The following is a 25,926-nucleotide window of genomic DNA, read 5'->3' on the forward strand; positions in this document are numbered from 1 at the left end:
GCCATTGCCTAAGGTGAGTTGACTGATTTGCGGTGATGTGGCGAGTGTTACGATCACCAGACATGGCATGTCTCGCAGTGCTTCATGTCTGGGCGATCGCCGCCTCGCACCCGCGCCCCAGTATCATCAGCGTCACGCTGATCAGGTCGGACGTGCTCATGGGCACGGTGGGGGGAGGGGCGAGCGGTGTCTCTGACGGACAAGGCCATCGAGCAGATCCGTGAACTGATCCGGACCGGTGCCCTGCCTCCCGGCTCCAAGCTCCCTCCGGAGCCGGACCTGGCCGTCCAGTTGGGCCTCTCCCGCAACCTCGCCCGCGAAGCCGTCAAGGCGCTGGCCGTCGCCCGGGTCCTGGAGGTCCGACGGGGCGACGGCACGTATGTGACCAGCCTGCAGCCGAGCCTGCTGCTGGAGGGCCTCGGAGGCGCGGTGGAACTGCTGCAGGGCGACTCGGTCGCCCTGCAGGACCTCATGGAGGTACGGCGGCTCCTGGAACCGGTCGCCACGGCGCTGGCCGCGACCCGGATCTCCGACACCCAACTGGCCGAGGTGAAGCGGCACCTGGACGCCATGCGCGAGGCCCGCGACGACGTCGAACAGCTCAACGCCCACGACGCCGCCTTCCACCGCGCCGTGGTCTCGGCCACGGGCAACGAGAGCCTCCTCACCCTCCTGGAAGGGATCTCCGGCCGCACCCTGCGCGCCCGCATCTGGCGTGGTCTGGTCGACGACAAGGCCGCGGGCCGCACTCTCGCCGAGCACGAGGCGATCTTCAACGCGCTGTCCACCCGTGACGCCGCCCTCAGCCAGGCCGCAGCGCTCCTCCACGTGAGCAACACCGAGCAGTGGCTGAGGGAACACCTGCGCTCCAGCGAACCGCTCCCCGTCGGAACGCCCCCGGCGTAGCCGGTGCCCAGGACTCCAATACGTGGGATGTATTAGGAGAGTGTAGGCGGGGTCAATCCCTGATGGCGCGGGAGTTGAGGTCCGGACAGCGACGGCAGGGATGCTCGTCATGGGATGTATTACCTCGGGTAGCTCTTGACGAGGTCATGTCGCCTGCCTACTGTCCTGCGACGGAACCGAACAGGTTCCAACAATCAGGGTCTTCGCGGTTGAGCGGTGTGGCTGACCCTGGCGGCGGGGGTGTCGTCACGGTCGGTGTTCGGTCTGCGGGGTGCCGGCCCTGGATGCGAAGAGCCCGCGCATGATCATTTCTGTTCTTCACGCAGAACGATCATGCAGGGGCCACGGGCTTGAACAACGATACGACGTTGCTGCTCGACCTGGACGGGGTGGCCGTCCAGCGCGTCGAAGGGGCGCCGCCCCGAGGGGCCCTGGACCCTCGTCCACCACCTCAAGCACCTGCATCCCCGGCCTGCCGAGTTGGTCCCGAACCCAGGGTGGTCGGCCTCAGGAGTAGGCGGCGGGCAGCAGCACCGAAGAGTCCGGTTCCAGCTGGGTGCCGAAGCCGCCGACGACGGCAAGCCGGTCCAGATCGACGGTGGCGATCCGGTTGGTGCCCAGCAGGGACACATACGCCAGGGGCTTGCCGGGGTGCAGTGACACGGCGGCCGGGGTCCCGTCGAGCTGAAGGGAGCGGACCGGCCGCAGGTCGGTGCTGAACACGGTGAGGGTGCCCGCGACTATGTCCGTCACCAACAGCCGCTCGTCGTCGAGGGTGTAGACCCGCAGCGGGTCTCCGCCCACCTTCCGGCTCCGCCGCACCTTCATGGTGCGCGCGTCGATGGCGACCAGGGAGGAGCTCTTACGGGCACCGACGAACAGCGTCTTCTCGTCCCGGCTCAGACAGCTGCTCTCGGGCAGTTGGCCGGGAGTCACCAGGAGCGGTGGGACGGAGGCGTCGTAGGGGCGCACAAGGCTCACCGTGTGGGACAACAGGCCGGTGACGTAGGCTCGTTCGCCGTCCCGGCTGAGCGTGAACAGATGGGTCTTCACCCCGTGCGTGGGTACCGCCCTGGTCGGTGCCTGGTCGGTGGACGGGGCGTCGAAACCGAGCAGTACCGCCTTCTCCTCACTCAGGGCGTACAGCCGGTCGTGGCGGTCGATGCCCATGCCGTGGATGCGGTTGAACGGCCGGGTGTCGATGGTCCGGGCCAGGGACCGCTCGACGAGGTCGATGACGAAGACCGCGGCGCCGCCCTCGCCGACGACGGAGGACATGCGCACTCCGTAGTGCCCGACATAGGCGAATCGCCCGCGCGAGTCGACGACCATCTCATGCGGATAGTCGGGCAGCCCGACGGTCTGCAGGCGCTGCCCCGACGCGGCGTCGTAGAAACCGACCGCGTGGCTGCCCTTCTCCACCACCACCAGTACGTCGGCCTCCGCCGCCCGGGGAGCACCGGCAGCCGGCGTGGTCAGCCCGCTCGCTAACGTTCCGGCGCCCGCTGCCTTGATCACCGTACGACGCGTTACCACAGTCCCTCACCTCGATCTCTCGACAGCCCGTCATCGTCGCCGGCACGGGACCGCGGCCCTCGCGTCCAGGCATGAGTCTGATCGACACGGAACCGTGGCGTCCAGACTTTCGCCAGAGCGCCGGCACCCACACGGGCTGAACCGCCGGCCCCCGCGGGCCCCGTCACCCAGCCAGGGTCGCACCGAGCGGAAAGACCCGAGCAGGACGACGCCGACCAAACCCATCGGCGTCGTCGCACGGCAGGAGCGAGCTGATCGCGTTACGGACTCTCAAGGGCCGTCGGCGACAAGGCCGCCGCGCACCTCCTCTATTGAACTGCCCGTTTGTCAGGGAGAGTTGCACGATGGCCCGCCTCATGCGCAGGAAGCGGAAGCCCCTCGTGGGTGTGCGCCCCGGGAGCAAGCCCGCGCACACCTGAACCTCGATCGGCCACACCCACGCAACGGGACGCCATCGCGGAAGCCCCCAACAAAGGAGCTTGAATGTCAGGACTCAGACGAGTAGGCCTCGTGTTGACGATGGCTGCTCTGCTGTCTGCCACGGTCGTGCCGGCCGCGTCCGCAGCGCCGGACGGTTCTGGTCACGGTGTGCCTCTGGACCAGTTGACGGTGGTCACCACCCCGGTGGCATCCGGTCTGAAGCAACCGGTCGCGATGGTCGCGGCCAACGACCACAGCGGGCGGATGCTCATCGCCGAGAGAGCCGGCACGGTCCGGCCCTTCCACCCGAAGGACGGGCTCGCCGCCGACCCAGTGCTGGACATCAGCGACCGGGTGAACAGCACTGGCTTCGAACGCGGCCTGCTCGGCATCGTCCCGGCGCCCGACTTCCGGAAGACCTCGCAGGTGTACGTGGCCTACACCAGCCGGCCGGACGGAGCATTGACGCTGTCCCGGGTCCCGCTCGGCGACCCGGCGCGGGAGCAGGTGCTGCTCACCCAGGAGCACTCCCAGTTCACCAACCACAACGGCGGCCAGCTCGCGTTCGGCCCTGACGGCTACCTGTACTGGAGCCTCGGCGACGGCGGAGGCGGCGGGGACCCGTTGGGCAGCGGGCAGAACCTCGGCACGCTGCTCGGCAAGATCCTGCGCCTGGATGTGAGTCGCTCCTGCGGCGAGCTCCCCTACTGCGTCCCGAAGAACAACCCGTTCGTCGGAACGCCCGGGGCCCGGCCGGAGATCTGGGCCTACGGTCTGCGCAACCCGTGGCGGTTCTCGTTCGACAAGCTCGACGGCTCCCTCTGGGTGGGCGACGTCGGTCAGAGCGCGTTCGAAGAGATCAACCACACCAGGGCCGGGCGCGGCGGGCTCAACTTCGGCTGGTCCTGCAAGGAAGGGCCCGCGGTGTTCAACGCCGAACGCTGCGAACCGGACGCCAAGTACACCGACCCGATATTCCACTACCAGACCGGCGTTGACGGCTGCTCGGTCATCGGCGGACACGTCTACCGTGGCCAACGGCACGCCCGCCTCGCCTTTGGCACCTACGTAGCGACCGACTGGTGCTCCGGGACCGCATGGGCAGTGCGCGGGAACGGCGACGGCACCTACCGCAGCGCCACGATCGGTCAGTTCCCGACCCAGGTCAGCTCGTTCGCTGAAGACCGGTCCGGCGAGCTGTACGTGATCACCGACCAAACCGGCGAACTGCACCGCGTCGGCTTCGAGCGCGTCGCACCGCGGGCGGACTGACCGTAGGGCCGGGGCCGGGTGGGAGATGGAGCGCCACCTCCCACCCGGCCCCGGCAGGCGGTCAGCCGAGCTGGTACCGGTAGGCCCGGAACACGGTCTGGTTGAAGGTGTTGCCGGCGGTGTCCTTGCCGCCGGTGCGCAGCGAGACCCATCCGGAGCCGGTCGAGGGTGGCGGCTACTTGCGGCATGTCAGGTCGTGTTCGGGCAGCTTGCCGGTGGCCAGGTAGGCGTTGACCTGTTTGTCCGCGCAGGCGGCAAGGTGATCAGTCGTGGTTGCGTACCGCAGTGCTCCGGGGTGGATGCTGCGGGGGTCGCCGGTGGCGCTTACCAGCAGCGCCGGTACGTCGTTGTCGAGCACGGTCGGTGCCTCGGCCGGCCGGTCCCAGAACTCACAGGGGGAGGTGTTGTTCGTCAGCGGACCGGCGAAGGGGTAGGCGACGCGGCTGGCCTGGATGTTGTGCCAGTAGCTGCCGATCGAGCGCCGGGTGGCGACGCCCCCGCAGATGATGGCGGCTTGTGCGCTGCCCCGAGCCCGCTTCGGTCGTCCGGAACGTCAGCAGCTCGGCCAGCTCTGGGCCCGGCCGCACGGTGGGGTCGCGGTCGGCGGCGCGTGCCAGGACCTGCATGGTGGCGGCCAACGCGGCCCGACGCTCGTCGAGATCGCTGGCAAGGCCGTTGAAGTAGACGAGCGGCACGAAGTGTTCGACGAGCCGGGCGTCCCCGACTCGCAACGGTTCCTCGGCTGCCGCTTGTTGGATGCCCTCCACCGCGTCCAGCACGGCGTCGGGGGTGTCGCCGAGGCCGTACGTGGTGTCGTGGGCGGCCGTCCAGGCGGTCCAGGCGTGCAGGGACTGTTCGAGGCGACCAATGTGTACAAGGTCGCCGGCGGCGCTACTTCCGCTCCTTCACCTCGCCCAGCCTCACCGGCGGCTCCGTGCCGACTGCAGTACGTCTACCAGGGCGTGGACCCCAGAGCCGACGGGTCGGGGGACAACTACATACGCCTGCCCTGGCGGATGGGTCTGCTCACCCAGACCAACTCCCCCTGCTGACCGTCGAACCTCCGTCATGCCCCTGCCCCGCCGGGCAACTCACCCGGCGGGGCAGGGTCATGAATCCCAGTCGGATCTCAGATATGGCTCAGCACGGAGACCAGGTCGGTGGCGACGCTGCGGTCGATGGGCGCGGGGACGGCCTGATGCCTATGGACGGGGCGCGGCCTGCTCCCCCGAGCCGCGGACGATCAGCCGGGTGGGAACGGTGATGGTGCGAGCGCGGGAGCGGTCGCCGTCGAGGCGGGCCAGGGCGGTGGCCGCGGCGCTGCGGCCGAGTTCTTCGGGGTCCTGCGCGACGACGGTCAGGGCCGGTTCGAGTGCCTCGGCGAGTGAGACGTCGTCGAAGGCGACGACCGCCACGTCCTTGCGCTTGCCGCGGGCGAGTTGGGCGACGATGCCGAGCGCCATGATGTTGTTGCCGGCGAACAGGGCGGTGGGGGGATCGGCCAGTTCGAGGAGGCGGGCGGTCGCGGCCTCGGCGCCCGGCTGGTCATGGGCGTTGGCGACGAGCGAGCGGTCGTAGGGGAGGCCGGCTTCCTGCAGCGCGGCGCGGTATCCGGCGAGGCGCTCGCGGCGGGTGTACAGCTTGACCGGCAGGTCGCCGACGAAACCGATGCGGCGGTGCCCGTGGGCGATGAGGTGGGCGACGCCCTCCTGGGCCCCGGCGCGGTTGGAGCTGACGATGCTGTCCGTGGGCAGGCCGACTCCCGGGCGGTCGAGGAAGACCACGGGCAGCCCGGACCTGCGGTGGGGCTTGAGAGGGGAGTGGTCGGCGCCGACGGACGGCACGACGACGAGGATGCTGACGCGACGGGCGAGGAACTTGTCCGTCAGGGCGCGTTCGCGGTCGGGGTCGTCCGCGGACGAGCCCATGAGCAGGGTCAGTCCGCGTTCGCGGACCGTGTCCTCGATGGCGCGGGCCACGGCTCCGAAGAAGGGGTTGCCGAGGTCGGGGATGACCAGTCCGATGGTGGTGTCCGGGCCGCCGACGCGCATGTTGCGTGCCATGAGGTTCGGCTGGAAGCCCAGCTTGGCCACCGCGGCCAGTACCTGTTCCCGCGTCTGCGCCGAGACGGGACCGTCCTCGTTGAGGACGCGCGAGACTGTCTTGGCGCTGACGCCGACTTCTCGTGCGACATCGGCCAGGGTGGGGCGGCGGCTCGCTGCCATGGAGGAAACCGTCTCCTGAGTGCTCCCGGGTTCCGGCCGCGGCCTCGGCCGGAACATGCGAGAGCGGGGTTGAGCTGTCAAGTGGCCTGGACTCCGGCGGCCTTCGCCGCCGCGGAATCCGCAACGACAGTATCTCCGGCCGCGTCGACGCTGAGCGCGCCGGTCATGATGGCGACGACCTCCGCCATGGAGTAGTCGGAGGGCTTGATCACGGCGGCCCGCCTGCCCAGCCGGTGGACGTGGATCCGGTCGGCGATCTCGAAGACATGGGGCATGTTGTGGCTGATCAGGACGACCGGCATGCCCTTGTCGCGGACGCGGCGGATGAGGTCGAGGACCTGTCCGGACTCCTTGACGCCGAGCGCGGCGGTGGGTTCGTCCATGACGACGACACTGCGGGCCCAGGCCACGGCCCGGGCGACCGCGACGGCCTGCCGCTGTCCGCCGGAGAGCGTCTCGACCGACTGGGTCAGCGAGCGCAGCCCGATCTTCAGGTCGGCCATGTGCTCGGCGGCCTCCTTCCGCATGCGCTTCTTGTCGAGCATGCGGAAGGCGTTGCCGAGGAGGCCGGGGCGGCGCAGTTCGCGGCCGAGGAACATGTTGGAGGCGATGTCCATCGACGCGGCCACGGCCAGGTCCTGATAGACCGTCTCGATGCCGTGGGCGCGTGCGCTCTGCGGGCCTGAGAAGGTGATGGGCTCACCGTTCAGGCGTATCTCGCCCGCGTCGGGGACCACCGCGCCGGTGAGGGCCTTGATGAGGCTGGTCTTGCCGGCGCCGTTGTCGCCGATGACGGCGAGGACCTCGCCGGGCAGCAGGTCGAAGTCGGCGCCGTCGATGGCGGTGACATGGCCGTAGCGCTTGACCAGACCACGGGCCTGAAGGACAGGGGTCGGGGAGGTCATCGGGCCTTCTTCCGGGAGATCTGGTCCACGGTCACCGCGAGGATCACCAGGACACCGGTGATGAGCGTCTGGTAGATGGAGGCGACGCCCATCAGCTGCAGGCCGTTGCGGAAGACGCCGACGATGAGGACGCCGATGAACGTGCCCAGGACCGAGCCGCGTCCGCCGAAGAGGCTGGTGCCGCCGAGCACCACGGCGGTGATGCTGTCGAGGTTGTCGGTCTGGCCGGCCTGGGGGTCACCCACTCCGGTGCGGGAGATGAGCAGCAGGGCGGCGACGCCGTACATCAGGCCGGCCACGGTGTAGACGCCGATGGTCAGCCGCGAGGTGCGGATTCCGTTCAGCCGCGCCGCTTCCGGGCTGTTGCCCAGGGCGTAGACGTGCCGGCCCCAACCGGTGCTGCTCAGCGCGTAGGCGAAGAGGAGGAAGAGGGCGATGGTGACCAGCGAGCCGTAGGTGATGTCGGTCTTGCCGAGCGGGAAGGTCTGCCCGAGAGCCGTCAGGGGGCCGGGCAGGTTGGTGACGGTCTGTTCCTCGGAGTAGATGTGGGTCAGCGCGAACGCCACGTTGAGCATGCCGAGGGTGACGATGAAGGGCGGGAGCGGGATCCTCTGCACCAGTGCGCCGTTGAGCAGGCCGAAGCCGCCGCAGACCACCAGGCCCAACGCGATCGCGGCGAGCGGCGGCAGGGAGCCCTCGGCCGCCATCTTGGCGATCACGATGCTGCCGAACGCCATCACCGCTCCGCAGGACAGGTCGATGCCCGCGGTGAGGATGATCAGCGTCTGGCCGATGGCGAGGGTGCCGACGACCATGACCTGCTGCACGATCAGCGAGAAGTTCCCGCCCGTGAGGAACTGGTCGGTCGAGACGGAGAAGAAGACACAGGCCAGGAGGAGGGCGGCCAGCGGGCCGGTGGTCGGTTGCATGAGCAGTCTGCGGACCGTGGTCGGTGCTTTGAGCTCTGCGTACGGGGAGGACGTGGAGGGTGGCGTGGACGTGGCAGTCATGCGAGGTCCTTGTCGGAAGACAGAAGTCCTTGCCGGTCCTTGTCGGACGGGAAGGTCAGTCCGTGTCGGTCCGGAAGACCGGTCCGTGTCGGACGGGAACGTCAGTCCTTGTCGGACGGCAGGAGGACGAGGGGGCGGCCGTCCCCGGTCGGGGAGGAGGGGCCGGCCGCCCCGCTGAGGGGTGTCGAACGGCGGCGGCCACGGCGGCAGCCGGGGGTCGGCCGGCGGCTCAGCCCCAGCAGTTGTCCAGGCCGTAGGCGGTGTCCTTGGAGGTGACGCCGTCCTGCGCCTTGTCGGTGATCAGCGTGACGCCGGTGTCGGTGTAACCCGACGCCTTCTTGCCGTCCTTGGCGAACGTCGCGACGGCCTTGACGCCCTCGGCCGCCATCTTGAGCGGGTACTGCTGCGAGGTCGCGGCGATCTTGCCGTCCTTGACGGCCTTGGTGCCGGTGCAGCCGCCGTCGACGGAGACGATCAGCACGTCCTTCTCCCGGCCCTTGGCCTTCAGCGCGGTGTACGCGCCCAGCGCGGCCGGTTCGTTGATGGTGTAGACGACGTTGATGCCGGGTTCCTTCTGGAGGCAGTTCTCCATCGCGGTCTGGCCCTTGGACTGGTCGCCGCCGGTGTCCTGAGCACAGGCGACGTCCTTGTCGGTGGCGCCGAAGCCCTTGAGGAAACCGTTGTGCCGCTGCACGCCGACGGACACACCCGGCGCGAGGTCGAGGGCGGCTATCTTCGCGGTCTTGCCCTTCATCGCGGCCTTGGCGTACTCGCCGATCAGCTCGCCCGCCTTGAGGTTGTCGGTGGCGAAGAGGGCGTCGGACGCGCTCTCCGGGTCGGTCGGGGTGTCCAGGGCGATGACCAGAACACCCTTGGCCTTGGCCTTCTCGATCGCCGGCACGATCGCCTTGGAGTCGCTCGGCGTGATCAGGATGCCCTTCACCCCGGAGGCGACCATGTTCTCGACGGCGGTGACCTGCCCGGCGTTGTCCCCGTCGAACTTGCCCGCCGCGGTGACGAGTTGGACGCCGTTCTCCTTGGCGGCCTTCTCCGCGCCTTCCTTCATCTTCACGAAGAACGGGTTGGTGTCGGTCTTGGTGATCAGACCGACCTTGACGCTGCCCGATCCGGCTTCCGCGGTGCCCGATCCGGATCCGGATCCACAGGCGGTCAGGGTGAGAGCCGCGATGCCCGTGCACGCGGCGACTCTGAGCATGGAGGAAGGCAGACGAGAGATACGTGACATGAACGACTCCTGCGGGATTGCGGACGAGCGGCCGGCATCGGGCGCATGCCGCCCGAGGTGTCATCGTTGACTCATGTCAGCGTTGACACTGCTTGGCGAGGATGATGGACTCCGCCTTCAGGCAACGTCAATGCCTTTCACCCGTCACAAATCGGCAACGCCGTGGCCGCCGCCCGCCCGAATCGCTCCAGGGACTGCCCGCAACGTGCCCGTCTCACCGGCGCGTCCCAAGAGAAGAGCCGCCCATGTGCCCGCCTCGGATCACCGTCCTCGGGGAGTGCGTCGCCGACGCGTTCACCGCATCCGCAGGGACCCGGAACGAACTCGCCCTGCGTGTCCTGCCGGGCGGTGGACCAGCCAACACGGCGGTGGCCCTGGCCAGGCTGGGCACCCCGGCCGGCTTCCTCGCCCGGCTGTCCGGCGACGTGTTCGGCCGTCTCTTCCGGACCCACCTGGAGGCGTCCGGCGTGGACCTGTCGCACGCCGTCGAGGCCGCCGAGCCCAGCACACTGGCCGTGGCCGAGCTGGACGCCCAGGGGCAGGCCGCGTTCTCCTTCCACGCCCAGGCCACCGCGGACTGGCAGTGGACGAGCGCGGAACTGGCCGGGGTGGACCTGACCGGCACCGCTTGCGTCCACACCGGGTCACTCGCCCTGGTCAAGGAACCCGGGGCCGGGGTGGTGGAGGACTTCCTGGCAACGGCCGCGCCCCACGCGACCATCAGCATCGACCCCAATGTCCGCCCCCTCCTGGTGCACCCCGAGGTCTACCGCGCCCGGCTCGCGCACTGGTGCGACCTCGCGGACGTGCTGCGGCTGAGCGAGGACGACCTGGAGCTCCTGCTGCCCGGGACGCCGCCCGAGCAGGCGTGCGACGCCTGGCACGCGGCGGGGGCCCGCCTCGTCGTGATCACGCGCGGCGGCGACGGCGCCCTGGCCTCACTCGACGGGGAACGGGTGCGGGTGCCCGCGGTGCCGACGCAGGTCGTCGACACGGTCGGGGCAGGGGACTCCTTCACGGCGGGACTGCTGCACCACCTCGGCGCCCGCGGACTCCTCGGCGGCAGGCTGACGGACCTGCGCCTCGGCGATGTCGAAGCGGCCTGTCTGTTCGCCACGCGCGTCGCGGCCCTGACCTGCTCGGTTGCCGGCCCGAACCCGCCGTGGCAGGACCGGTTGGCGCCACTCACGACGGACGAGGCCGTCGTCCGGCACCTCGACTCCACCCACTGAAAGGACAGGCAACCATGACGAAAACCCTGCTCGCCGAGTTCACCGCCCGCGAGGGAACGGAGGGCGAGGTGGCCCGCCTGATCCGGGAGTACGCCCTGAAGGTGCGCGAAGAGGAAGGAAACCTGGCCTTCGACGTCTACACCAAGGCGGCCGCCCCGCGCGCCTACTGGATCTTCGAGGTGTACCGGGACGAGGACGCCTTCAAGGCACACCTGGACGCCCCGTACGGCGCCCCGTTCAACGCCGCCCTCACCCCGCTGATCGAGGAGGACGCCTCGGTGCTCACGTTCCTCGATCCCCTGGACACGCGCCCGTAGCGGGCGCTCTCGAGGGTCTGAGCCGTAATTCGTTTGACCGGGCCACGGGCCGACGCTGCACTGTGGCGGCAGACCACGAGTCGTGGTGCAGGCATCCCGAGGAGGCAGCGGCCGCAATGGAGATCCGTTCCACGACCGACGAGGATCTCGACGTCTTCGTCGACACCGTCCATGCCGCGTTCGGGCGCTTCCCGGAAACCCCGGTCGAGGGCGGCGGGCTCTGGTGGTCGGCGCTCGAAATGGACCGCTGCCTGCTCGCCCTGACGGCGGACGGGCGGCCCGTCGGCACCGCAGCCACCTACCCTTTCGAACTCACCCTGCCCGGTGAGACCCTCGTCCCGGCCGCGGGTGTGACCGCCGTCGGCGTCCTGCCCTCCCACCGGCGCCGAGGTGTGCTCAGCACGATGATGCGGCACCAGCTCACCGAGTTGCGGGCCCGAGGCGAATTCCTCTCCGTGCTGCTGGCCTCCGAAGCCACGATCTATGGCAGGTTCGGCTACGGACCGGCGACCTACACGCAGCAGCTGACGGTGCCGCGCCACCGGGCCGCCCCCGCCGCTCTCCGGGCCCGCACCACGGCGGGCGCCCCGGCGGCCGGCTCGGACGATGGCTCGGTCGAGGTACTGCGCCGTGCCGAGTGCGGCGAGCTCCTGGAAGAGGTGTACGACCGGTATCGCCGCGCCCAGCCCGGCGCGCTGTCCCGGCCGCACCGCTGGTGGACCCTGCGTGCGGGGCAGCCCCCGATCTCGCCGGCGCCGCGCTACATCGCCGTCCACCGTGATGCCGACGGCGTCCCGGACGGGTACGCCAGCTACTCGATCGACGACGCCAACACCTTGACGGTCGACGAGACCATCGCCACCGACCCCGCCGCCTTCACGGCCCTGGCCCGGTTCGTACTCGGACACGACCTGGTCACTCAGGTCGTGTTCAAGCACGTCCCGCGCGAGCACCCGCTGCGATGGCAGCTTGCGGACTTCCGCGCCGGCCAGGTCGGCGACGACATGGACTGGCTCTGGGTACGGCTCCTGGACATCCCGCAGGCGCTGACCGCACGTGGCTGGTTCACGGACGGCGAACTCGTCCTCGACGTCGACGACCCGTTCCTCGGCGAACACGGCCGCTACCTGCTGACCGTCCAGGAGGGCAAGGCCGACTGCGTCCCGACGGACCGGGAGCCCGACCTGTCCCTGGACGTACGCGACCTGGGCTCGGTCTACCTCGGCGGCACCGCCCCGAGCACGCTCGTGCGTGCCGGACACGTCCGGGCCCACCAGCCGGGCGCGGCCGCCCTCGCCGACGCCCTCTTCCGCGCCGATCGTCCCCCGCACTGCCTGCACTGGTTCTGACCGCACGCCCACCGGCCCTGTACAGACTGATCGTCAGTGGTAGGCGTGGACGACGGCGTGGCCCTTGCCGCGGCCGATCATCCACTTGTTGACCGGCGTGGTGATCACGAAGGCGACCGCGAAGCCGCCCAGCAGTGCCGACCAGAACAGCCCGTCGGACAGGTGGGCGTCCATCGCGCCGGGTGTGAGGGCGATGATGCCGTTGTCGACGAGTTCCATCACGGCGATGGAGACGGTGTCGGCGGCGAGGGCGACCTTGAGCGCGGTCTTGAAGTCCAGGCCGGCCCGGCGGACCGCGAACAGCGTGAAGGAGTAGCCGAAGAGGAACGCGAGCGCGATCGCCAGGGCCATGGTGGGCACGTTGTCCCACATCAGGGCTGTGCCGATGACCATGCCGAGGATCTCGCCGATGGCGCAGCCGGTCAGGCAGTGCAGCGTCGCCTTGGCCGCCGTTCCCCAGGACGCTCCGGCGTTCCCGTCATGGCCCGCGTGCCCGTGGTGACCCTCGTGGGCGGCGTGGTCGTGCCCGGTGCCGGCGTGGTGATCGGTGTGGTCCATGACCTGCTTCCCCAATCCCGTCGAGTGTGGCCCGTTCCTTGGACCCCGCAGTCAGGAACCATATACCCCCCAGGGGTATATGGCCAGCCGCTCGGTATCGGAAATGGGCATGGCTGGGAGGCGCCGCTCGAAGGGTCCTGTGTCTTGGCGTCGGCGTGCTTACGAACGAGCCGAGCGGCCGTCATGGGCGGCGCCGTGCCGAGCGTGGTGCGGCGCATGCGCGGTGGCGTCGGCGTGTGGGGGAGTGTCCGATGCGTCGACGCCGCCCGGCCGTACCCCGGTGAGGGTCACGGTGACGAGCCGGTGCACCGCGGCCTCGGACGCCAGGTCGCCGGCCGCGCTGAGGGCGTGCAGGCAGTAGCTCGCAAGCTCCCCGGGAGCGATGTCGTCGCGGACCTCGCCGGATCGCGCGCCGTCGGCCAGCAGGTCCTCGATCATCTCGTGGAGTCGCTGCCGGGCCTGGCTGACCTGGCGGTCACGGTGCAGGAACGCGGCCATCTCGCCGTCCTGGTGCTGCCGTGATCCTCGGGAGACGAGGGCGAACTCCCGGAGTACCGCTTCCAGGCGCGCTCCGGCACCTTCGGCCCGGTCGCGGACCTCGGCCAGGTGGTCGAGGTGGTGGCTGATCTGTTGCTCGTGCCAGGCGAGGAGGATCGACTCGACATCCGGAAAGTACTTGTACAGCGTGGCGCGGCCGATCCCGGAATCCTTGGCGATTCGCGACATCGTCACCGATGTCAGCCCGTGCTCGGCCACCAGTGCCGCGGTGGTTTCGAGGACCGCCTTGCGTACGGCGGTGCGGTGCGCGTCGATCGTCTCGCTCCAGAGCTTGGGCACGAGCCCAAGCATACGATCCGCCGACCTTGTGACACTGTGCATTGACAGAGACACTGTGTCTCGATAAAGCTGAGGCCGCCACCGGGGGACCCGGACGATAGGACACAAAGCCATGCCGACCGCCGAAGCCCGTGTCGAGACCGAACGGCCCAGCCGGTACCTCGTCCAGCTGTGCAAGCACTTCTCCACCAAGGGCCGCCACCTCGGCCGACGGCTCCACGGTCATCCGGGCGGTGATGAGCAGGCGCTCCGCGAGATGCGGGCCGCGGCGGAGCGGGCGCAGGTCGAGTGGTCCGACGCCGAGGGACACGTCGACCTCCCCTGGGGGCAGATCGATCTGCGCGCCGTCCCAGGGGTGCTGGTTCTGCGTGTCGAGGCAGCCGAAGAAGACGACCTGCGGCGGCTGCGGGACCTCGTCGCCGGGCACGTGGAGAGGTTCGGCCGGCGCGACCGGCTGCGGGTGAACTGGGAGGCAACCGACTCTGCCACGGGTTCTCCCGTAGCCCGCCACGTCGGCGACGGGCTGCCCTCGGCACCTGGTTCCGGGGCGCGCGGCAGTCGTCTCAAGGTGGTGGGCATCCTCGCCGTCGTCGCCATCGTCCTCGCTGTCCACCTGGGGCTCGGCGGTGTCCTCCTGTCGAACTGGCGGTGGACCGGCTGGGCCGCCGGCGGCCTTCTGGCCCTTGTGTTGGTGAAGGCTGCGCTTCTGGGCGGGTTCGCCGTCCGCCGCGGCCGGGCCTCGAAGGGCCGCTGAAACCCCTGCGGCACGGCGACACCCGCTGTGACACCGGCCGTTGACCCGGTCCATGATCTCCGCCGAAGCAAACCGGTCATGTGTGTGGCTCGTTAACGCGCTGTACCACGCGAGTTGGCGGACCAAGGTCGACGAGCCGTTAGTATCACGGCATGATTACGGCCTGGTCACTCCCGCGCCTGGTGCGGGCCCGCGCGTCTGCGGGTCCGTTGCTGCGCGTGCTGGCCATGGTCGTGTTGCTGTTCGGCGTCGTGTCCGCCCATGGACTGAGCGCCGAGAGCACGGCAGGACACCTGGTGACCGGCGCGGCGGCGCCCGTGGCCCCGTCGCACGAGGAGCCCCTCGGAGCCGAGGGCGAGCAGGCCGCGCCGCAGCTCGTCGCGGCAGGTGAGCCGGGCGGCGGTCATGGCGCCTCGCACACCGGTGAGCACTGCGTGCCCGGCCAGCCGCAGCAGGGTCCGGTGCTGACACCGCCGTGCTCCGCGGTGTCGGTCGCCGAATCGACCGGCATCGGGCGCGGTTCGGGCAGGCCGAGCCTCGACGGACCGGCGCTGTCTGCCGTGTCGTCGTCCGCTCTGAGATTGTCCGTGGTCCAGCAGGTCTAGCCACAGCAGCCTTCTTCTTTCTCCCTGCGGCTGCTCCGGCCACGCCTGCCTCCGGGCACGTGGGCGCCGCGTCTCGACGCCGTACTTCCCCCACCCATGCCTGCCGTTCCCGTCTGCCGTGGCTGCCGCTGCCGAAAGGGACGAGCGCACGGAGAACCTGTGCCGACACACTCCCGTACCCCCACACCCGCCCCGGCCCGCTCGCGTCGGCGGCGCCCGCTCCTCGGTCTGCTGTCCGGAGCTCTGCTCGTCATGCTCGGGCTGTGCACCCTCCCGCATGGGCAGTTCGAAGAGCAGCGGCCGACACCCGCCGTCGCCACGGACTTCGGACGGCCGGCGACGGCGAGCGATGTGGTGCCTCATGGGCCGCATCGGCACCATGGGGCCGAGGAGTGCGGCGTGGACGGGGCTGCCCGCATGACGGCGCAGGTCGCTCACCAGCCACCCGCCGAGGCCGGGCCGACGGCGGTCGCCGCCCTCCCCGAGGTTCTGGTAGGGCCGCGGCCTCGGCGTCACCAGTTCCGGACCCGCACCAGACGTACAGGCAGAACCGCGCTTGTCCGCACCTCGCGGTGGCGTATCTAGACCTCTCGCTCGCAGCCGGCCCCGCCCGGCTGCCGCGCCACGGCCCCGCGGACCCGGACGGATCGACCGTCCCCCTGTGGTCGTGGCGCGAGACGACCGTGCCCCGCGTATTCATCGAGCGAGAGCGAAAAGACATGCAGTCGATGACGAACACCGACGCCATGCCCGAGCGGTCCGCCTTGTCCGCACTGGTGGGCAACACGCCGCTGCTGCGGGTGTCCCAGCCCCTGACGCCCCCGGACCGCGGCTTCTGGGCGAAGCTGGAGGGCTTCAACCCCGGCGGCATCAAGGACCGGCCGGGTCTGCACATGGTGGAACGGGCCCGCGCCCGGGGCGACCTGCGCCCCGGCGCCCGGATCATCGAATCCACCAGCGGCACCCTCGGACTGGGCCTCGCCCTGGCCGGAATGGTGTACGGCCACCCGGTCACCCTGGTCACCGACCCCGGCCTGGAGATGTCGATGACCCGGCTGCTGACCGCGTACGGCGCCCAGGTCAACGTCGTCTCCGAGCCGCACCCCACCGGCGGCTGGCAGCAGGCTCGCCGTGAGCGCGTGGAGCAGCTCATCGCGCGGCATCCGGGTGCGTGGTGCCCGGATCAGTACAACAACCCGGACAACACCACCGCCTACACCCCGCTAGCCCTGGAACTGGCGTCCGAGCTGGGGCACATCGACGTCCTCGTGTGCAGTGTCGGCACGGGCGGGCACTCCGCCGGCGTCTCCCGCGTGCTGCAGCAGCTCTACCCCGAGCTGAAGGTGGTCGGCGTCGACACCATCGGCTCCACGATCTTCGGCCAGCCGGCCCGGTCACGGCTGATGCGGGGCCTGGGGTCGAGCATCTACCCCCGCAACGTCGCCTACGACAACTTTGCCGAGGTGCACTGGGTGGCCCCGGCCGAAGCGGTGTGGACCTGCCGCCAACTGGCCGGCTCGCACTACGCCACCGGCGGGTGGAGCGTCGGCGCCGTCGCCCTGGTCGCCGGATGGCTGGCCCGCACCCTGCCCGCCGACAGCCGGATCGCCGCGATCTTCCCCGATGGCCCGCAGCGTTACCTCGGGACGGTGTTCGACGACGACTACTGCGCCGCGCACGGCCTCCTCGACGCCCCTCCTGCTCCGGAACCGGAGGTGATCGGACGCGCGGACGAGAAGGAGGTCGCACGCTGGACCCGGTGCACCACCGTGGTCGACCCGCTCACCCTGGCCGACGCTGCCGCGGAGGAGGACCGGTGAAGGGCACCCTCGCACAGGTACGCGGTTACGAACGCAGCGTCCAGCTGTTGATGGTCAATCAGTTCACCATCAACCTGGGCTTCTACATGCTGATGCCCTACCTGGCCGCTCACCTGTCCGGCACCCTCGGACTGGCCGGCTGGATCGTCGGGCTGATCCTCGGCGTGCGGAACTTCAGCCAGCAGGGCATGTTCCTGGTCGGCGGGACGCTCGCCGACCGGTACGGCTACAAGCCGATGATCGTGGCCGGATGCGTGCTGCGCACGGCCGGATTCGCGACACTCGGCCTGGTCGACTCGCTGGCCGCGCTGGTGGCCGCCTCCGCGGCCACCGGGCTTGCCGGGGCACTGTTCAACCCGGCCGTCCGGGCGTATCTCGCCGCGGACGCGGGGGAGCGCAGGGTCGAGGCGTTCGCCCTGTTCAACGTCTTCTACCAGGCCGGCATCCTGCTGGGTCCCCTCGTGGGCATGGTGCTGACCGGCGTGGACTTCCGCGTCACCTGCCTGGTCGCGGCCGGGATCTTCGCGCTGCTCAGCATCGTGCAGATCCGTGCCCTGCCGGCGCGACGGGCCGGCGACTCCAAGGGCGGCGAGGAGGGGCAGGACCGCGACGGCGTACTGGCCCAGTGGCGCGGCATCCTCGCCAACCGGCCGTTCCTGCTCTTCTCCGGCGCGATGATCGGCTCGTACGTCCTCTCCTTCCAGGTCTATCTCGCGCTGCCGCTGGAGGTACGACGGGTCGGCGGTGACGGGGAGTTCGGCACGGCGGCGGTGGCCGCGCTCTTCGCCGTGTCCGGGCTGAGCACGATCGTCGGTCAGACGCGGGTGACCGCCTGGTGCAAGGCCCGTTACGAGCCGGGCCAGGCCCTGACCCGGGGACTGGCCGCCATGGGCCTGGCCTTCGTGCCCCTGTCGCTGGCCACCGCGGTGCCCGTTCCGGACTCGGGTGTGGGCCTGTGGCTGCTCGCCGCGGTACCGCCGATGCTGGCCGCGCTGCTGCTGGCCGTCGGCACGATGATCGCCTACCCCTTCGAGATGGACACCATCGTCCGCCTCTCCGGTGACCGGCTCGTCGCCACCCACTACGGGCTCTACAACACCATCTGCGGCGTCGGCATCACCCTGGGCAACCTGCTCACCGGCGCGTCGCTCGACGCCGCCCGCGAGGCGGGGATGCCCGCGCTGCCGTGGATCTGCCTGTGCGCGCTCGGCATCGCGTGCGCGGCCGCCCTGTACGGCCTGCACCGCACGGGCCGTCTGGCTGCTCCGGCGGCCGGGCCGCAGCCCGTCGCCGCATGACGGCATGACGGCATGACCGCATGACGGCATGACTGCCTGACCGTGTGCGGCTGAATCTGATCGGCCGCACACGGTCGGGCGCCGCGGCTCGGGCGGCGGCCACGGCCGAGTCGGCCCGGGTGGAACCAGGCCCTTGACCCTCGGTGCGCTCCTCCGGGATGCTCGGTTGCGTATAGCGGTGCGTGTAGCGAATGAGGCAACGCACTCGCGAGGATCCCCCGCTTGAGGAGCAGCTCATGGCTCATGAGGTTCGTGCCGTCGTCGCCCGTAAGAAGGGCGCACCGGTCTCCGTCGAAACGATCGTCGTCCCCGACCCCGGTCCGGGCGAGGCGCTGGTCGAGGTCGAGGCCTGCGGCGTCTGTCATACCGATCTCCACTACCGCGAGGGCGGGATCAACGACGAGTTCCCCTTCCTGCTGGGGCACGAGGCGGCAGGTCGCGTCGAGGCGGTCGGGGAGGGGGTCACCGGCGTCGAGCCCGGCGACTTCGTCATCCTCAACTGGCGTGCGGTGTGCGGCCAGTGCCGGGCCTGCAGCAGGGGCAGGCCCTGGTACTGCTTCGCCACCCACAACGCCACCCAACCCATGACGCTGCTCGACGGCACACCGCTCTCGCCGGCGCTCGGCATCGGCGCGTTCGCGGAGAAGACGCTGGTCGCCGCCGGGCAGTGCACCAAGGTGGACGCGGCGGCGCCGGCGGCGGCGGCCGGTCTGCTCGGGTGCGGCGTCATGGCCGGCTTCGGCGCGGCCGTGAACACCGGGGCCGTCGGCCGGGGTGACTCCGTCGCCGTCATCGGCTGCGGCGGCGTCGGAATGGCCGCCGTCGCGGGGGCGAGGCTCGCCGGAGCGAGCAAGGTCATCGCCGTCGACATCGACCGGCGCAAGCTGGACCGGGCCATGGCCATGGGGGCCACCCACACGGTCGACGGGGCGAAGGGCGACGTCGTGGAAGCGGTGCGCGAGCTGACGGGCGGCTTCGGCGCGGACGTCGTCGTGGAGGCGGTCGGCCGCCCCGAGACGTACCGGCAGGCCTTCTACGCCCGCGACCTGGCGGGCACGGTCGTGCTGGTCGGTGTGCCCACCCCGGAGATGAAGGTGGAACTGCCCCTGCTCGACGTCTTTGGGCGGGGCGGCTCGCTGAAGTCCAGCTGGTACGGCGACTGCCTGCCCTCGCGCGACTTCCCGGCCCTCATCGACCTGTACCTCGGAGGCCGTTTCGACCTGGACGCGTTCGTCTCCGAGACCATCGGCCTCGATGACGTCGAGGAAGCCTTCGAGAAGATGCACCACGGTGACGTGCTGCGCTCGGTGGTGGTGCTCTGATGGCGGGCGCACCGCGTGTCGAACACCTCGTCACCAGCGGGACCTTCAGCCTCGACGGCGGGACCTGGGACGTGGACAACAACGTCTGGATCGTCGGTGACGACGACGAGGTGGTCGTCATCGACGCGGCACACGACTCCGACGCCGTCCTGGCGGCCGTCGGTGACCGTCGGTTGTCGGCCATCGTGTGCACCCACGCCCACGACGACCACGTGCGCGCCGCGCCGGACGTCGCCCTGGCCACCGGCGCTCCCATCCTCCTGCATCCTGACGACCAGGTCCTGTGGAAGATGGCGCACCCCGGCCGGCGCCCCGACGGCCCGCTCGCCGATGGTGACGAACTCACGGTGGCGGGCATCGTCCTGCGCGTCCTGCACACGCCCGGACACGCTCCCGGTGCCGTGTGCCTGTACGCACCCGACCTGGGCGCGCTGTTCAGCGGTGACACGCTGTTCGCCGGCGGGCCCGGCGCGACCGGACGCTCGTACAGCGACTTCGGCACGATCATCAGCTCCATCGGTGACCGGCTGCTGACCCTCCCGGGCGAGACGGTCGTCCACACCGGACACGGTGAGACGACGACCGTCGAGGCCGAAGCACCGCACCTGGAGGAGTGGGCCGCGCGCGGCTGGTGACCCAGTGCCCACAGGCCGACCGGGGCGCTCGCGCCCCGGTTTCCGAGAGATGCTCCGCCCTGACCTGCGTTTCCTATAACGCCGACCGTTTCGCATCACGCAACGGAAAATGAGGCCGCCAGGTGTCCCTCGAACTCCTTGACAAGCGTTTGAAGGCGCCCTCAAACTGGCGTTGCGTTCACCGCAATCCGTTTCGCTATACGCACCGAGGTGTCATGATGATTGCCGCGTGCCGTCTCGTGGATCTGCCCCGAGGCGAGGCCCACAGGCTCGACATCGACCCGCCGGTCTCGGTGTTCCACACCGACGACGGCGAACTCTTCGCCATCGACGACACATGCACCCACCAGGACGCCTCGCTCGCCGACGGCTGGCTGGAGGGCTGTGAGGTCGAATGCCCGCTGCACGCCTCGAAGTTCAACCTCAAGACCGGAGCCGTCGATGCCCCGCCGGCCAAGCTCCCGGTGCGCACGCACGAGGTCTTCGTCGAGGACGGCATGATCTACGTCCGGCTGTCCACGGCGGCCCCGAACCTGCCCCCCTGCATCGCCGCCCGGCTCGCCGGGGGCGTCGCGTGAGGACAGTGGCCGTGGTGGGCGCGTCGCTGGCGGGCCTGTCCGCGGCGCGCTCCCTGCGCAAGCAGGGATACGACGGACGGCTGGTCGTCATCGGCGACGAGATCCACCGCCCCTACGACAGGCCGCCCCTGTCCAAGGAGTTCCTGGCCGGCGGCATCGGCGAAGCCGAGCTCGCACTGGAGCCGGACGACGAGGACCTGCAAGCGGAGTGGCTGCTCGGAGCCCGTGCCGCCGGACTCGACACCACGCCTCGCGCCGTGCGGCTCACCGACGGCCGCGAGGTGCGGGCCGACGGCATCGTCATCGCCACCGGCGCCGCCGCCCGGACCCTGCCCGGCATGGACGGGCTGGCCGGTGTGCACACCCTGCGCACCCTGGACGACGCCCGCGCCCTGCGGGACGAACTGGCCCGCGGCGGACGCCTGGTCGTGATCGGCGGCGGCTTCATCGGTGCCGAGGTCGCCTCCACCGCCTCCGCTCTCGGCCTCGACGTGACCATCGTCGAGGCGGCGCCCACCCCCCTGGCAGGACCGCTCGGCGCGGCCATGGGACGCATCGTCTCCGCTCTCCACGCGGACCACGGCGTACGCCTGTTGTGCGGCGTGGGCGTCAAGGGGCTGAGCGGTGAGAGCCGGGTCGACGCCGTCCTGATGGAGGACGGCCGCAGCATCCCCGCCGACATCGTCGTCGTGGGTGTCGGGGCCCGGCCCTGCGTCGACTGGCTGGCCGGATCCGGCATAGAACTCGACGACGGCGTCAGGTGCGGGGCGGACGGCCGCACCAGCCTGGCCGGGGTGGTCGCGGTCGGCGACTGCGCCTCCTGGTACGACCCGCGCGCGGGCACCCACCGCCGCGTCGAGCACTGGACCGGCGCCCGGGAACGCCCCGACGCGGCCGTGGCCGCCCTGCTGTCCTGGGGCGAGTGCGAACCGGGCCTGCCCCGGCCGCCGTACTTCTGGTCCGACCAGTACGGCGTGAAGATCCAGTTCGCCGGCAACGCGGCCCGTGCCGACAGCGTGACGATCGAGGAAGGCACCGCGGACGACCGCAACGTCCTCGCCGTCTACCGGCGTGCCGGACACCCGGTCGCCGTGCTCGGGATGAACCAGCCGAAGCTGTTCACGCGCTGGCGCAAGCAACTCGCGGCCAAGGCGCCCTGACAGGGGCGATCCACCACGTTTCCCCGAGGAGTGCCCAGTGACCTCGACCGGCCTGCCGGACAGCCTGATCGCCACCCTCCCCGGCTCGTCCTATACGGATCCAGCGGTCTTCGCCCAGGAGCAGGAACACATCTTCGAGGCGATGTGGTTCTGCGCCGTGCGCTCCGCCGACCTCGCCAGGACCGGTGCCTTCCGCACCGTCGAGGTGGGCCGCGAGAGCGTCCTGATCACCCGGGCACGGGACAACTCCGTCCGTGCCTTCCTCAACGTCTGCCGGCACCGCGGAGCCAAGCTCTGCACGGCGGAGACCGGCGAGGTCAAACGCGCCTTCCAGTGCCCCTACCACGCCTGGACGTACGACCTGACGGGCAAACTCGTCGCGGCACCCAACCTCACCAAGATGCCCGACGTCAGCCGCACCGAGTACGGCCTGGCCCCCGTGGCCGTGCGGGAATGGCTCGGCTATGTGTGGGTGTGCCTCGCGGCGGACCCGCCCCCCTTCGACGAGGTCGTGGGGGAGGTGGTCGCGCGCCTGGGCGACACGGAGTCGATCGAGCACTACGACATCGACAACCTCGAAGTCGGCCGACGCATCGTCTACGACGTGCGGGCGAACTGGAAACTCATCGTCGAGAACTTCATGGAGTGCTATCACTGCGCGACGATCCACCCCGAACTGACCGAGGTGCTCCCCGAGTTCGCCGACGGGTACGCCGCCCAGTACTACGTGGGACACGGCGCGGAGTTCGGCTCCGCGGTCAAGGGCTTCACCGTCGACGGCTCGGAAGGCCTCGACCGCATTCCGGGCATCAGCGAGGACCAGGACCGCCGTTACTACGCGATCACCGTCCGGCCGCAGGTGTTCATCAACCTCGTGCCCGACCATGTGATCTTCCACCGGATGTACCCGGTCGCCGTGGACCGCACCGTCGTCGAGTGCGACTGGCTCTACCTCAAGCACGTCGTCGAGAGCGGCAAGGACGTCAGCCGGTCGGTGGAGCTCTTCGACCGGGTCAACCGGCAGGACTTCGACGCGTGCGAGCGCTGCCAGCCCGCGATGAACTCACGGCTGTACGCCAAGGGCGGAGTGCTCGTGCCCAGCGAGCACCACATCGGCGAGTTCCACACCTTCGTCCAGGAACGTCTGGGCGCGGGGCGGCCGCAGGAGGTCAGCCCAGGTAGCCCATGCGGTGGCTGATCTCGTCCGCGCCCTTGACCAGCACAGGGGCGAGCTCGTGCATCCGGTCCTCGGTGAGCCGGTACGCCGGTCCTGAGGCGCTCAGCGCCGCGATGACCTCGCCGTCCCTGTTGCGCACCGGGGCGGCCATGGCGTGCAGTCCCACCTCGAACTCCTCCAGCGTCCAGGAGTAGCCGCGTTCGAGCGCCTCGGCGAGGTTCTTCTCGAGCTTCGTCTTCGCGGTCAGAGTGCGGGGGGTCAGCTTCTTCAGACCCGTCTCCGACAGCAGCGCGGCACGCTCCTTCGGCGGCATGTGGGCCAGCAGGATCTTGCCGCTGGAGGTGGCGTGCAACGGCGTCAGCTGGCCGACCCAGTTGAACGCCGTGACAGCGCCGGGACCGCGCACCTGGTACAGGTTGATCGCGTAGCGCTCCTGCATCACGGCGAGGTTCACGGTCTCACCGATCTCCTCGGCGAGACGCTCGCAGACCGGGCGGCTCTGCTGGGTGATGTCGATGCGGCCGGTGACCGCGCCGGCGAGCCGCACGAGGCCGAAGCCGAGGCGGTACTTGCCGCGCTCGCCCGCCTGTTCCACCAGACCGCGCACCTCCAGGGCGCCGAGCAGCCGGAACGCGGTCGACTTGTGAACATCGATCTCGGCGGCCACCTCGCTGACACCCGCCTCGCCGCGCCGGGCCAGGATCTCCAGCACGGTGATGGCGCGGTCGACGGACTGCACGCCACCGGTCGGCGCAGTTGTCGTTTCGGTCTCTGCATGGTAGTTGCTCACAACGCAACTATACGGGCGTTAAACATAGCGGCCAGCGGTGCAGGTCAAGGCCTTGTGCGGACCTCGGGGAAGTTGCGCGGTTCGCAACCTGGTGCACATAGCGGTACGAGTACTAGCATGCCGCGCATTCTCAACGGCGCGAGCGAGACGAGGCCCCATGGCTGACTTGCAGTACGACTTCGTCATCGTCGGTGGTGGATCGGCCGGCAGTGCCCTGGCCAACCGGCTCTCCGCGGACCCGGGCAACCAGGTGCTGGTCCTGGAGGCGGGCCGGCCCGACTACCCCTGGGACGTTTTCATCCACATGCCCGCGGCGCTGACCTACCCGATCGGCAGCCGGTTCTACGACTGGAAGTACGAGTCCGAACCGGAGCCCCACATGGGCGGTCGGCGCGTCTACCACGCGCGAGGCAAGGTGCTGGGCGGTTCCAGCAGCATCAACGGCATGATCTTCCAGCGCGGCAACCCCATGGACTACGAGCGCTGGGCGGCCGACCCGGGCATGGAGGCCTGGGACTACGCGCATTGCCTGCCGTACTTCCGCAGGATGGAGAACTGTCTCGCCGCCGACCCGGACGACGAGTTCCGCGGTCACGACGGCCCTCTCGTCCTGGAGCGCGGCCCGGGGACCGGCCCGCTCTTCGAGGCCTTCCTGAAGGCCACCGAGGAGGCGGGTCACGCTCCCACCGACGATGTGAACGGCTACCGGCAGGAAGGTTTCGCCCGGTTCGACCGCAACGTCCACCGAGGCCGCCGCCTCTCGGCGTCCAAGGCCTACCTCAAACCCGTACGCAAGCGCTCCAACCTCACGGTCAGGACACGCACGCTGGTCACCCGCGTCCTCTTCGAAGGCAAGAAGGCCGTCGGTGTCGAGTACCGGCGGGGCCGTGGCAGACCCCAGCGGGTGCGCGCCCGCGAAGTCATCCTGTGCGGGGGCGCGATCAACTCCCCGCAACTGCTGCAGCTCTCCGGCGTCGGCAACGCCGGGGAACTGCGCGCCCTCGGCATCGACGTCGTACACGATCTGCCGGGCGTCGGCGAGAACCTCCAGGACCACCTGGAGGTGTACATCCAGTACGCCTGCAAGCAGCCGGTCTCGATGCAGTCGTACCTCGCGAAGTGGCGCGCCCCCTTCATCGGGCTCCAGTGGCTCTTCCGCACGGGACCCGCCGCCACCAACCACTTCGAAGCGGGCGGCTTCGTCCGCGGCAACGAGGACGTGGCCTACCCCAACCTGATGTTCCACTTCCTGCCCGTCGCGGTCCGCTACGACGGCTCCGTGCCCGCCGGCGGGCACGGATATCAGGTGCACGTCGGGCCCATGTACTCCGACGCCATCGGCTCGGTGAAGATCAAGAGCAAGGACCCGGCCGAGCACCCCGCGCTGCGCTTCAACTATCTGTCCACCGAGCAGGACCGCCGCGAGTGGGTCGAGGCCGTCAGGGTCGCCCGCAGGCTGCTCAATCAGCCCGCCATGGCTCCCTACAACGCGGGGGAGGTCTCGCCGGGACCGTCCGTCGAGACCGACGAGGAGATCCTCGCCTGGGTCGCCAAGGACGGCGAGACCGCGCTGCATCCGTCATGTACCTGCAAGATGGGCACCGACGAGATGGCCGTCGTGGATCCCGCCAGCATGCGGGTGCACGGGGTGGAGGGGCTGCGTGTCGTCGACGCGTCGGTGATGCCGTACATTACCAACGGCAACATCTACGCACCGGTGATGATGATCGCGGAAAAGGCGGCCGACCTCATCCTCGGGAAGGATCCGGTGCCGCCGTCCGCCGCCGCCTATCACCGGCACCGCCCCCTGCCGTAACCAGCGCTTTTCAGACAGCCGACCGGCCCGGAGGCAAGGTGTTCCGGGCCTGCCGGTGCTGCGTCCCCGTGGCTGTCACCTTGGCTAAACCGTCATCGTCAACCCCTTGACGTGGGTTGCCGCCTTCTCCAGAGTGTTCCACCACAAGCAATTCGATG

General features: G+C 70.0%; 25 protein-coding genes. 15 read left to right on the top strand and 10 right to left on the bottom strand.

The window, feature by feature from the left end:
* The first annotated feature begins 186 nt into the window (after positions 1-186).
* Positions 187-906, top strand: a complete 720-nt coding sequence (locus ACZ3I3_RS23710; protein ID WP_467368113.1) for a FadR/GntR family transcriptional regulator — start codon at positions 187-189, stop codon at positions 904-906.
* A 507-nt stretch (positions 907-1,413) separates the two neighbouring features.
* Here ACZ3I3_RS23710 and ACZ3I3_RS23715 read toward each other — a convergent pair.
* On the bottom strand, positions 1,414-2,442 hold the full coding sequence (locus ACZ3I3_RS23715; protein WP_467368115.1) for a YncE family protein: 1,029 nt from the start codon (positions 2,440-2,442) through the stop codon (positions 1,414-1,416).
* 519 nt (positions 2,443-2,961) lie between these two features.
* Here ACZ3I3_RS23715 and ACZ3I3_RS23720 point away from each other — a divergent pair.
* Positions 2,962-4,134, top strand: a complete 1,173-nt coding sequence (locus ACZ3I3_RS23720) for a PQQ-dependent sugar dehydrogenase (protein ID WP_467368116.1) — start codon at positions 2,962-2,964, stop codon at positions 4,132-4,134.
* Between the two features lie 175 nt (positions 4,135-4,309).
* Here ACZ3I3_RS23720 and ACZ3I3_RS23725 read toward each other — a convergent pair whose 3' ends face one another.
* The 6 genes from ACZ3I3_RS23725 to ACZ3I3_RS23750 all read right to left on the bottom strand — a co-directional run bounded on the left by ACZ3I3_RS23725 (position 4,310) and on the right by ACZ3I3_RS23750 (position 9,520).
* Positions 4,310-4,642: an alpha/beta hydrolase family protein gene (locus ACZ3I3_RS23725; protein ID WP_467368353.1), complete on the bottom strand. Its 333-nt coding sequence runs from the start codon at positions 4,640-4,642 to the stop codon at positions 4,310-4,312.
* The gene (locus tag ACZ3I3_RS23730; protein ID WP_467368118.1) at positions 4,524-4,913 is read right to left on the bottom strand and encodes a hypothetical protein; all 390 of its coding nucleotides are present in this window, start codon (positions 4,911-4,913) and stop codon (positions 4,524-4,526) included. The genes ACZ3I3_RS23725 and ACZ3I3_RS23730 overlap by 119 nt, the downstream gene beginning before the upstream one ends.
* Positions 4,914-5,336: 423 nt before the next feature.
* On the bottom strand, positions 5,337-6,359 hold the full coding sequence (locus tag ACZ3I3_RS23735; protein ID WP_467368120.1) for a LacI family DNA-binding transcriptional regulator: 1,023 nt from the start codon (positions 6,357-6,359) through the stop codon (positions 5,337-5,339).
* A 77-nt stretch (positions 6,360-6,436) separates the two neighbouring features.
* Positions 6,437-7,264 (bottom strand): ATP-binding cassette domain-containing protein, encoded by an 828-nt coding sequence (locus ACZ3I3_RS23740; RefSeq protein ID WP_467368122.1) that lies wholly within the window; start codon positions 7,262-7,264, stop codon positions 6,437-6,439.
* On the bottom strand, positions 7,261-8,274 hold the full coding sequence (locus ACZ3I3_RS23745; RefSeq protein ID WP_467368124.1) for an ABC transporter permease: 1,014 nt from the start codon (positions 8,272-8,274) through the stop codon (positions 7,261-7,263). The genes ACZ3I3_RS23740 and ACZ3I3_RS23745 overlap by 4 nt, the downstream gene beginning before the upstream one ends.
* Positions 8,275-8,503: 229 nt before the next feature.
* A complete protein-coding gene (locus tag ACZ3I3_RS23750) occupies positions 8,504-9,520 on the bottom strand; it encodes a substrate-binding domain-containing protein (protein ID WP_467368126.1) in 1,017 nt (338 codons plus the stop codon).
* Between the two features lie 245 nt (positions 9,521-9,765).
* Between ACZ3I3_RS23750 and ACZ3I3_RS23755 the strand changes: the two genes are divergently transcribed.
* From ACZ3I3_RS23755 to ACZ3I3_RS23765, 3 genes are all read left to right on the top strand, one after another.
* Positions 9,766-10,752, top strand: coding sequence for a carbohydrate kinase family protein (locus tag ACZ3I3_RS23755; RefSeq protein ID WP_467368128.1), 987 nt, complete (start codon positions 9,766-9,768; stop codon positions 10,750-10,752).
* 14 nt (positions 10,753-10,766) lie between these two features.
* A complete protein-coding gene (locus ACZ3I3_RS23760) occupies positions 10,767-11,069 on the top strand; it encodes a putative quinol monooxygenase (RefSeq protein WP_467368130.1) in 303 nt (100 codons plus the stop codon).
* A gap of 116 nt (positions 11,070-11,185) precedes the next feature.
* Positions 11,186-12,418, top strand: a complete 1,233-nt coding sequence (locus tag ACZ3I3_RS23765) for a GNAT family N-acetyltransferase (RefSeq protein WP_467368132.1) — start codon at positions 11,186-11,188, stop codon at positions 12,416-12,418.
* Positions 12,419-12,451: 33 nt separating this feature from the next.
* Here the strand turns inward: ACZ3I3_RS23765 and ACZ3I3_RS23770 are convergent, their stop codons facing one another.
* Both ACZ3I3_RS23770 and ACZ3I3_RS23775 read right to left on the bottom strand, forming a co-directional pair.
* Positions 12,452-12,976: a DUF4396 domain-containing protein gene (locus ACZ3I3_RS23770; protein WP_467368134.1), complete on the bottom strand. Its 525-nt coding sequence runs from the start codon at positions 12,974-12,976 to the stop codon at positions 12,452-12,454.
* Between the two features lie 159 nt (positions 12,977-13,135).
* The gene (locus ACZ3I3_RS23775) at positions 13,136-13,813 is read right to left on the bottom strand and encodes a TetR/AcrR family transcriptional regulator (RefSeq protein ID WP_467368136.1); all 678 of its coding nucleotides are present in this window, start codon (positions 13,811-13,813) and stop codon (positions 13,136-13,138) included.
* 112 nt (positions 13,814-13,925) lie between these two features.
* Between ACZ3I3_RS23775 and ACZ3I3_RS23780 the strand changes: the two genes are divergently transcribed.
* From ACZ3I3_RS23780 to ACZ3I3_RS23820, 9 genes are all read left to right on the top strand, one after another.
* The gene (locus ACZ3I3_RS23780) at positions 13,926-14,567 is read left to right on the top strand and encodes a DUF2218 domain-containing protein (RefSeq protein ID WP_467368137.1); all 642 of its coding nucleotides are present in this window, start codon (positions 13,926-13,928) and stop codon (positions 14,565-14,567) included.
* Positions 14,568-14,719: 152 nt separating this feature from the next.
* Positions 14,720-15,172, top strand: coding sequence for a hypothetical protein (locus ACZ3I3_RS23785; protein WP_467368139.1), 453 nt, complete (start codon positions 14,720-14,722; stop codon positions 15,170-15,172).
* 719 nt (positions 15,173-15,891) lie between these two features.
* Positions 15,892-16,992 carry a PLP-dependent cysteine synthase family protein gene (locus ACZ3I3_RS23790; RefSeq protein ID WP_467368141.1) on the top strand — a complete coding sequence of 367 codons (1,101 nt, stop codon included), beginning with the start codon at positions 15,892-15,894 and terminating at the stop codon, positions 16,990-16,992.
* The gene (locus tag ACZ3I3_RS23795) at positions 16,989-18,290 is read left to right on the top strand and encodes an MDR family MFS transporter (RefSeq protein WP_467368143.1); all 1,302 of its coding nucleotides are present in this window, start codon (positions 16,989-16,991) and stop codon (positions 18,288-18,290) included. Before ACZ3I3_RS23790 ends, ACZ3I3_RS23795 begins: the two co-directional genes overlap by 4 nt.
* Positions 18,291-18,526: 236 nt before the next feature.
* Positions 18,527-19,612 carry an S-(hydroxymethyl)mycothiol dehydrogenase gene (locus tag ACZ3I3_RS23800; protein ID WP_467368144.1) on the top strand — a complete coding sequence of 362 codons (1,086 nt, stop codon included), beginning with the start codon at positions 18,527-18,529 and terminating at the stop codon, positions 19,610-19,612.
* The gene (locus ACZ3I3_RS23805; RefSeq protein WP_467368146.1) at positions 19,612-20,247 is read left to right on the top strand and encodes an MBL fold metallo-hydrolase; all 636 of its coding nucleotides are present in this window, start codon (positions 19,612-19,614) and stop codon (positions 20,245-20,247) included. Before ACZ3I3_RS23800 ends, ACZ3I3_RS23805 begins: the two co-directional genes overlap by 1 nt.
* Positions 20,248-20,462: 215 nt before the next feature.
* Positions 20,463-20,825 carry a bifunctional 3-phenylpropionate/cinnamic acid dioxygenase ferredoxin subunit gene (locus ACZ3I3_RS23810; RefSeq protein WP_037673830.1) on the top strand — a complete coding sequence of 121 codons (363 nt, stop codon included), beginning with the start codon at positions 20,463-20,465 and terminating at the stop codon, positions 20,823-20,825.
* Positions 20,822-21,985, top strand: coding sequence for an NAD(P)/FAD-dependent oxidoreductase (locus tag ACZ3I3_RS23815; RefSeq protein ID WP_467368148.1), 1,164 nt, complete (start codon positions 20,822-20,824; stop codon positions 21,983-21,985). Before ACZ3I3_RS23810 ends, ACZ3I3_RS23815 begins: the two co-directional genes overlap by 4 nt.
* Positions 21,986-22,022: 37 nt before the next feature.
* A complete protein-coding gene (locus tag ACZ3I3_RS23820) occupies positions 22,023-23,183 on the top strand; it encodes an aromatic ring-hydroxylating oxygenase subunit alpha (protein WP_467368150.1) in 1,161 nt (386 codons plus the stop codon).
* Here the strand turns inward: ACZ3I3_RS23820 and ACZ3I3_RS23825 are convergent.
* Positions 23,155-23,901: an IclR family transcriptional regulator gene (locus ACZ3I3_RS23825; RefSeq protein ID WP_467368354.1), complete on the bottom strand. Its 747-nt coding sequence runs from the start codon at positions 23,899-23,901 to the stop codon at positions 23,155-23,157. The two genes, ACZ3I3_RS23820 and ACZ3I3_RS23825, sit on opposite strands and share 29 nt — an antisense overlap.
* 208 nt (positions 23,902-24,109) lie before the next feature.
* On the opposite strand from ACZ3I3_RS23825, the gene betA reads away from it, so the two are divergent.
* On the top strand, positions 24,110-25,768 hold the full coding sequence (betA, locus tag ACZ3I3_RS23830; protein ID WP_467368152.1) for a choline dehydrogenase: 1,659 nt from the start codon (positions 24,110-24,112) through the stop codon (positions 25,766-25,768).
* Positions 25,769-25,926: the final 158 nt, after the last annotated feature.

It is taken from the genome of Streptomyces sp. NPDC016851, assembly GCF_055562795.1.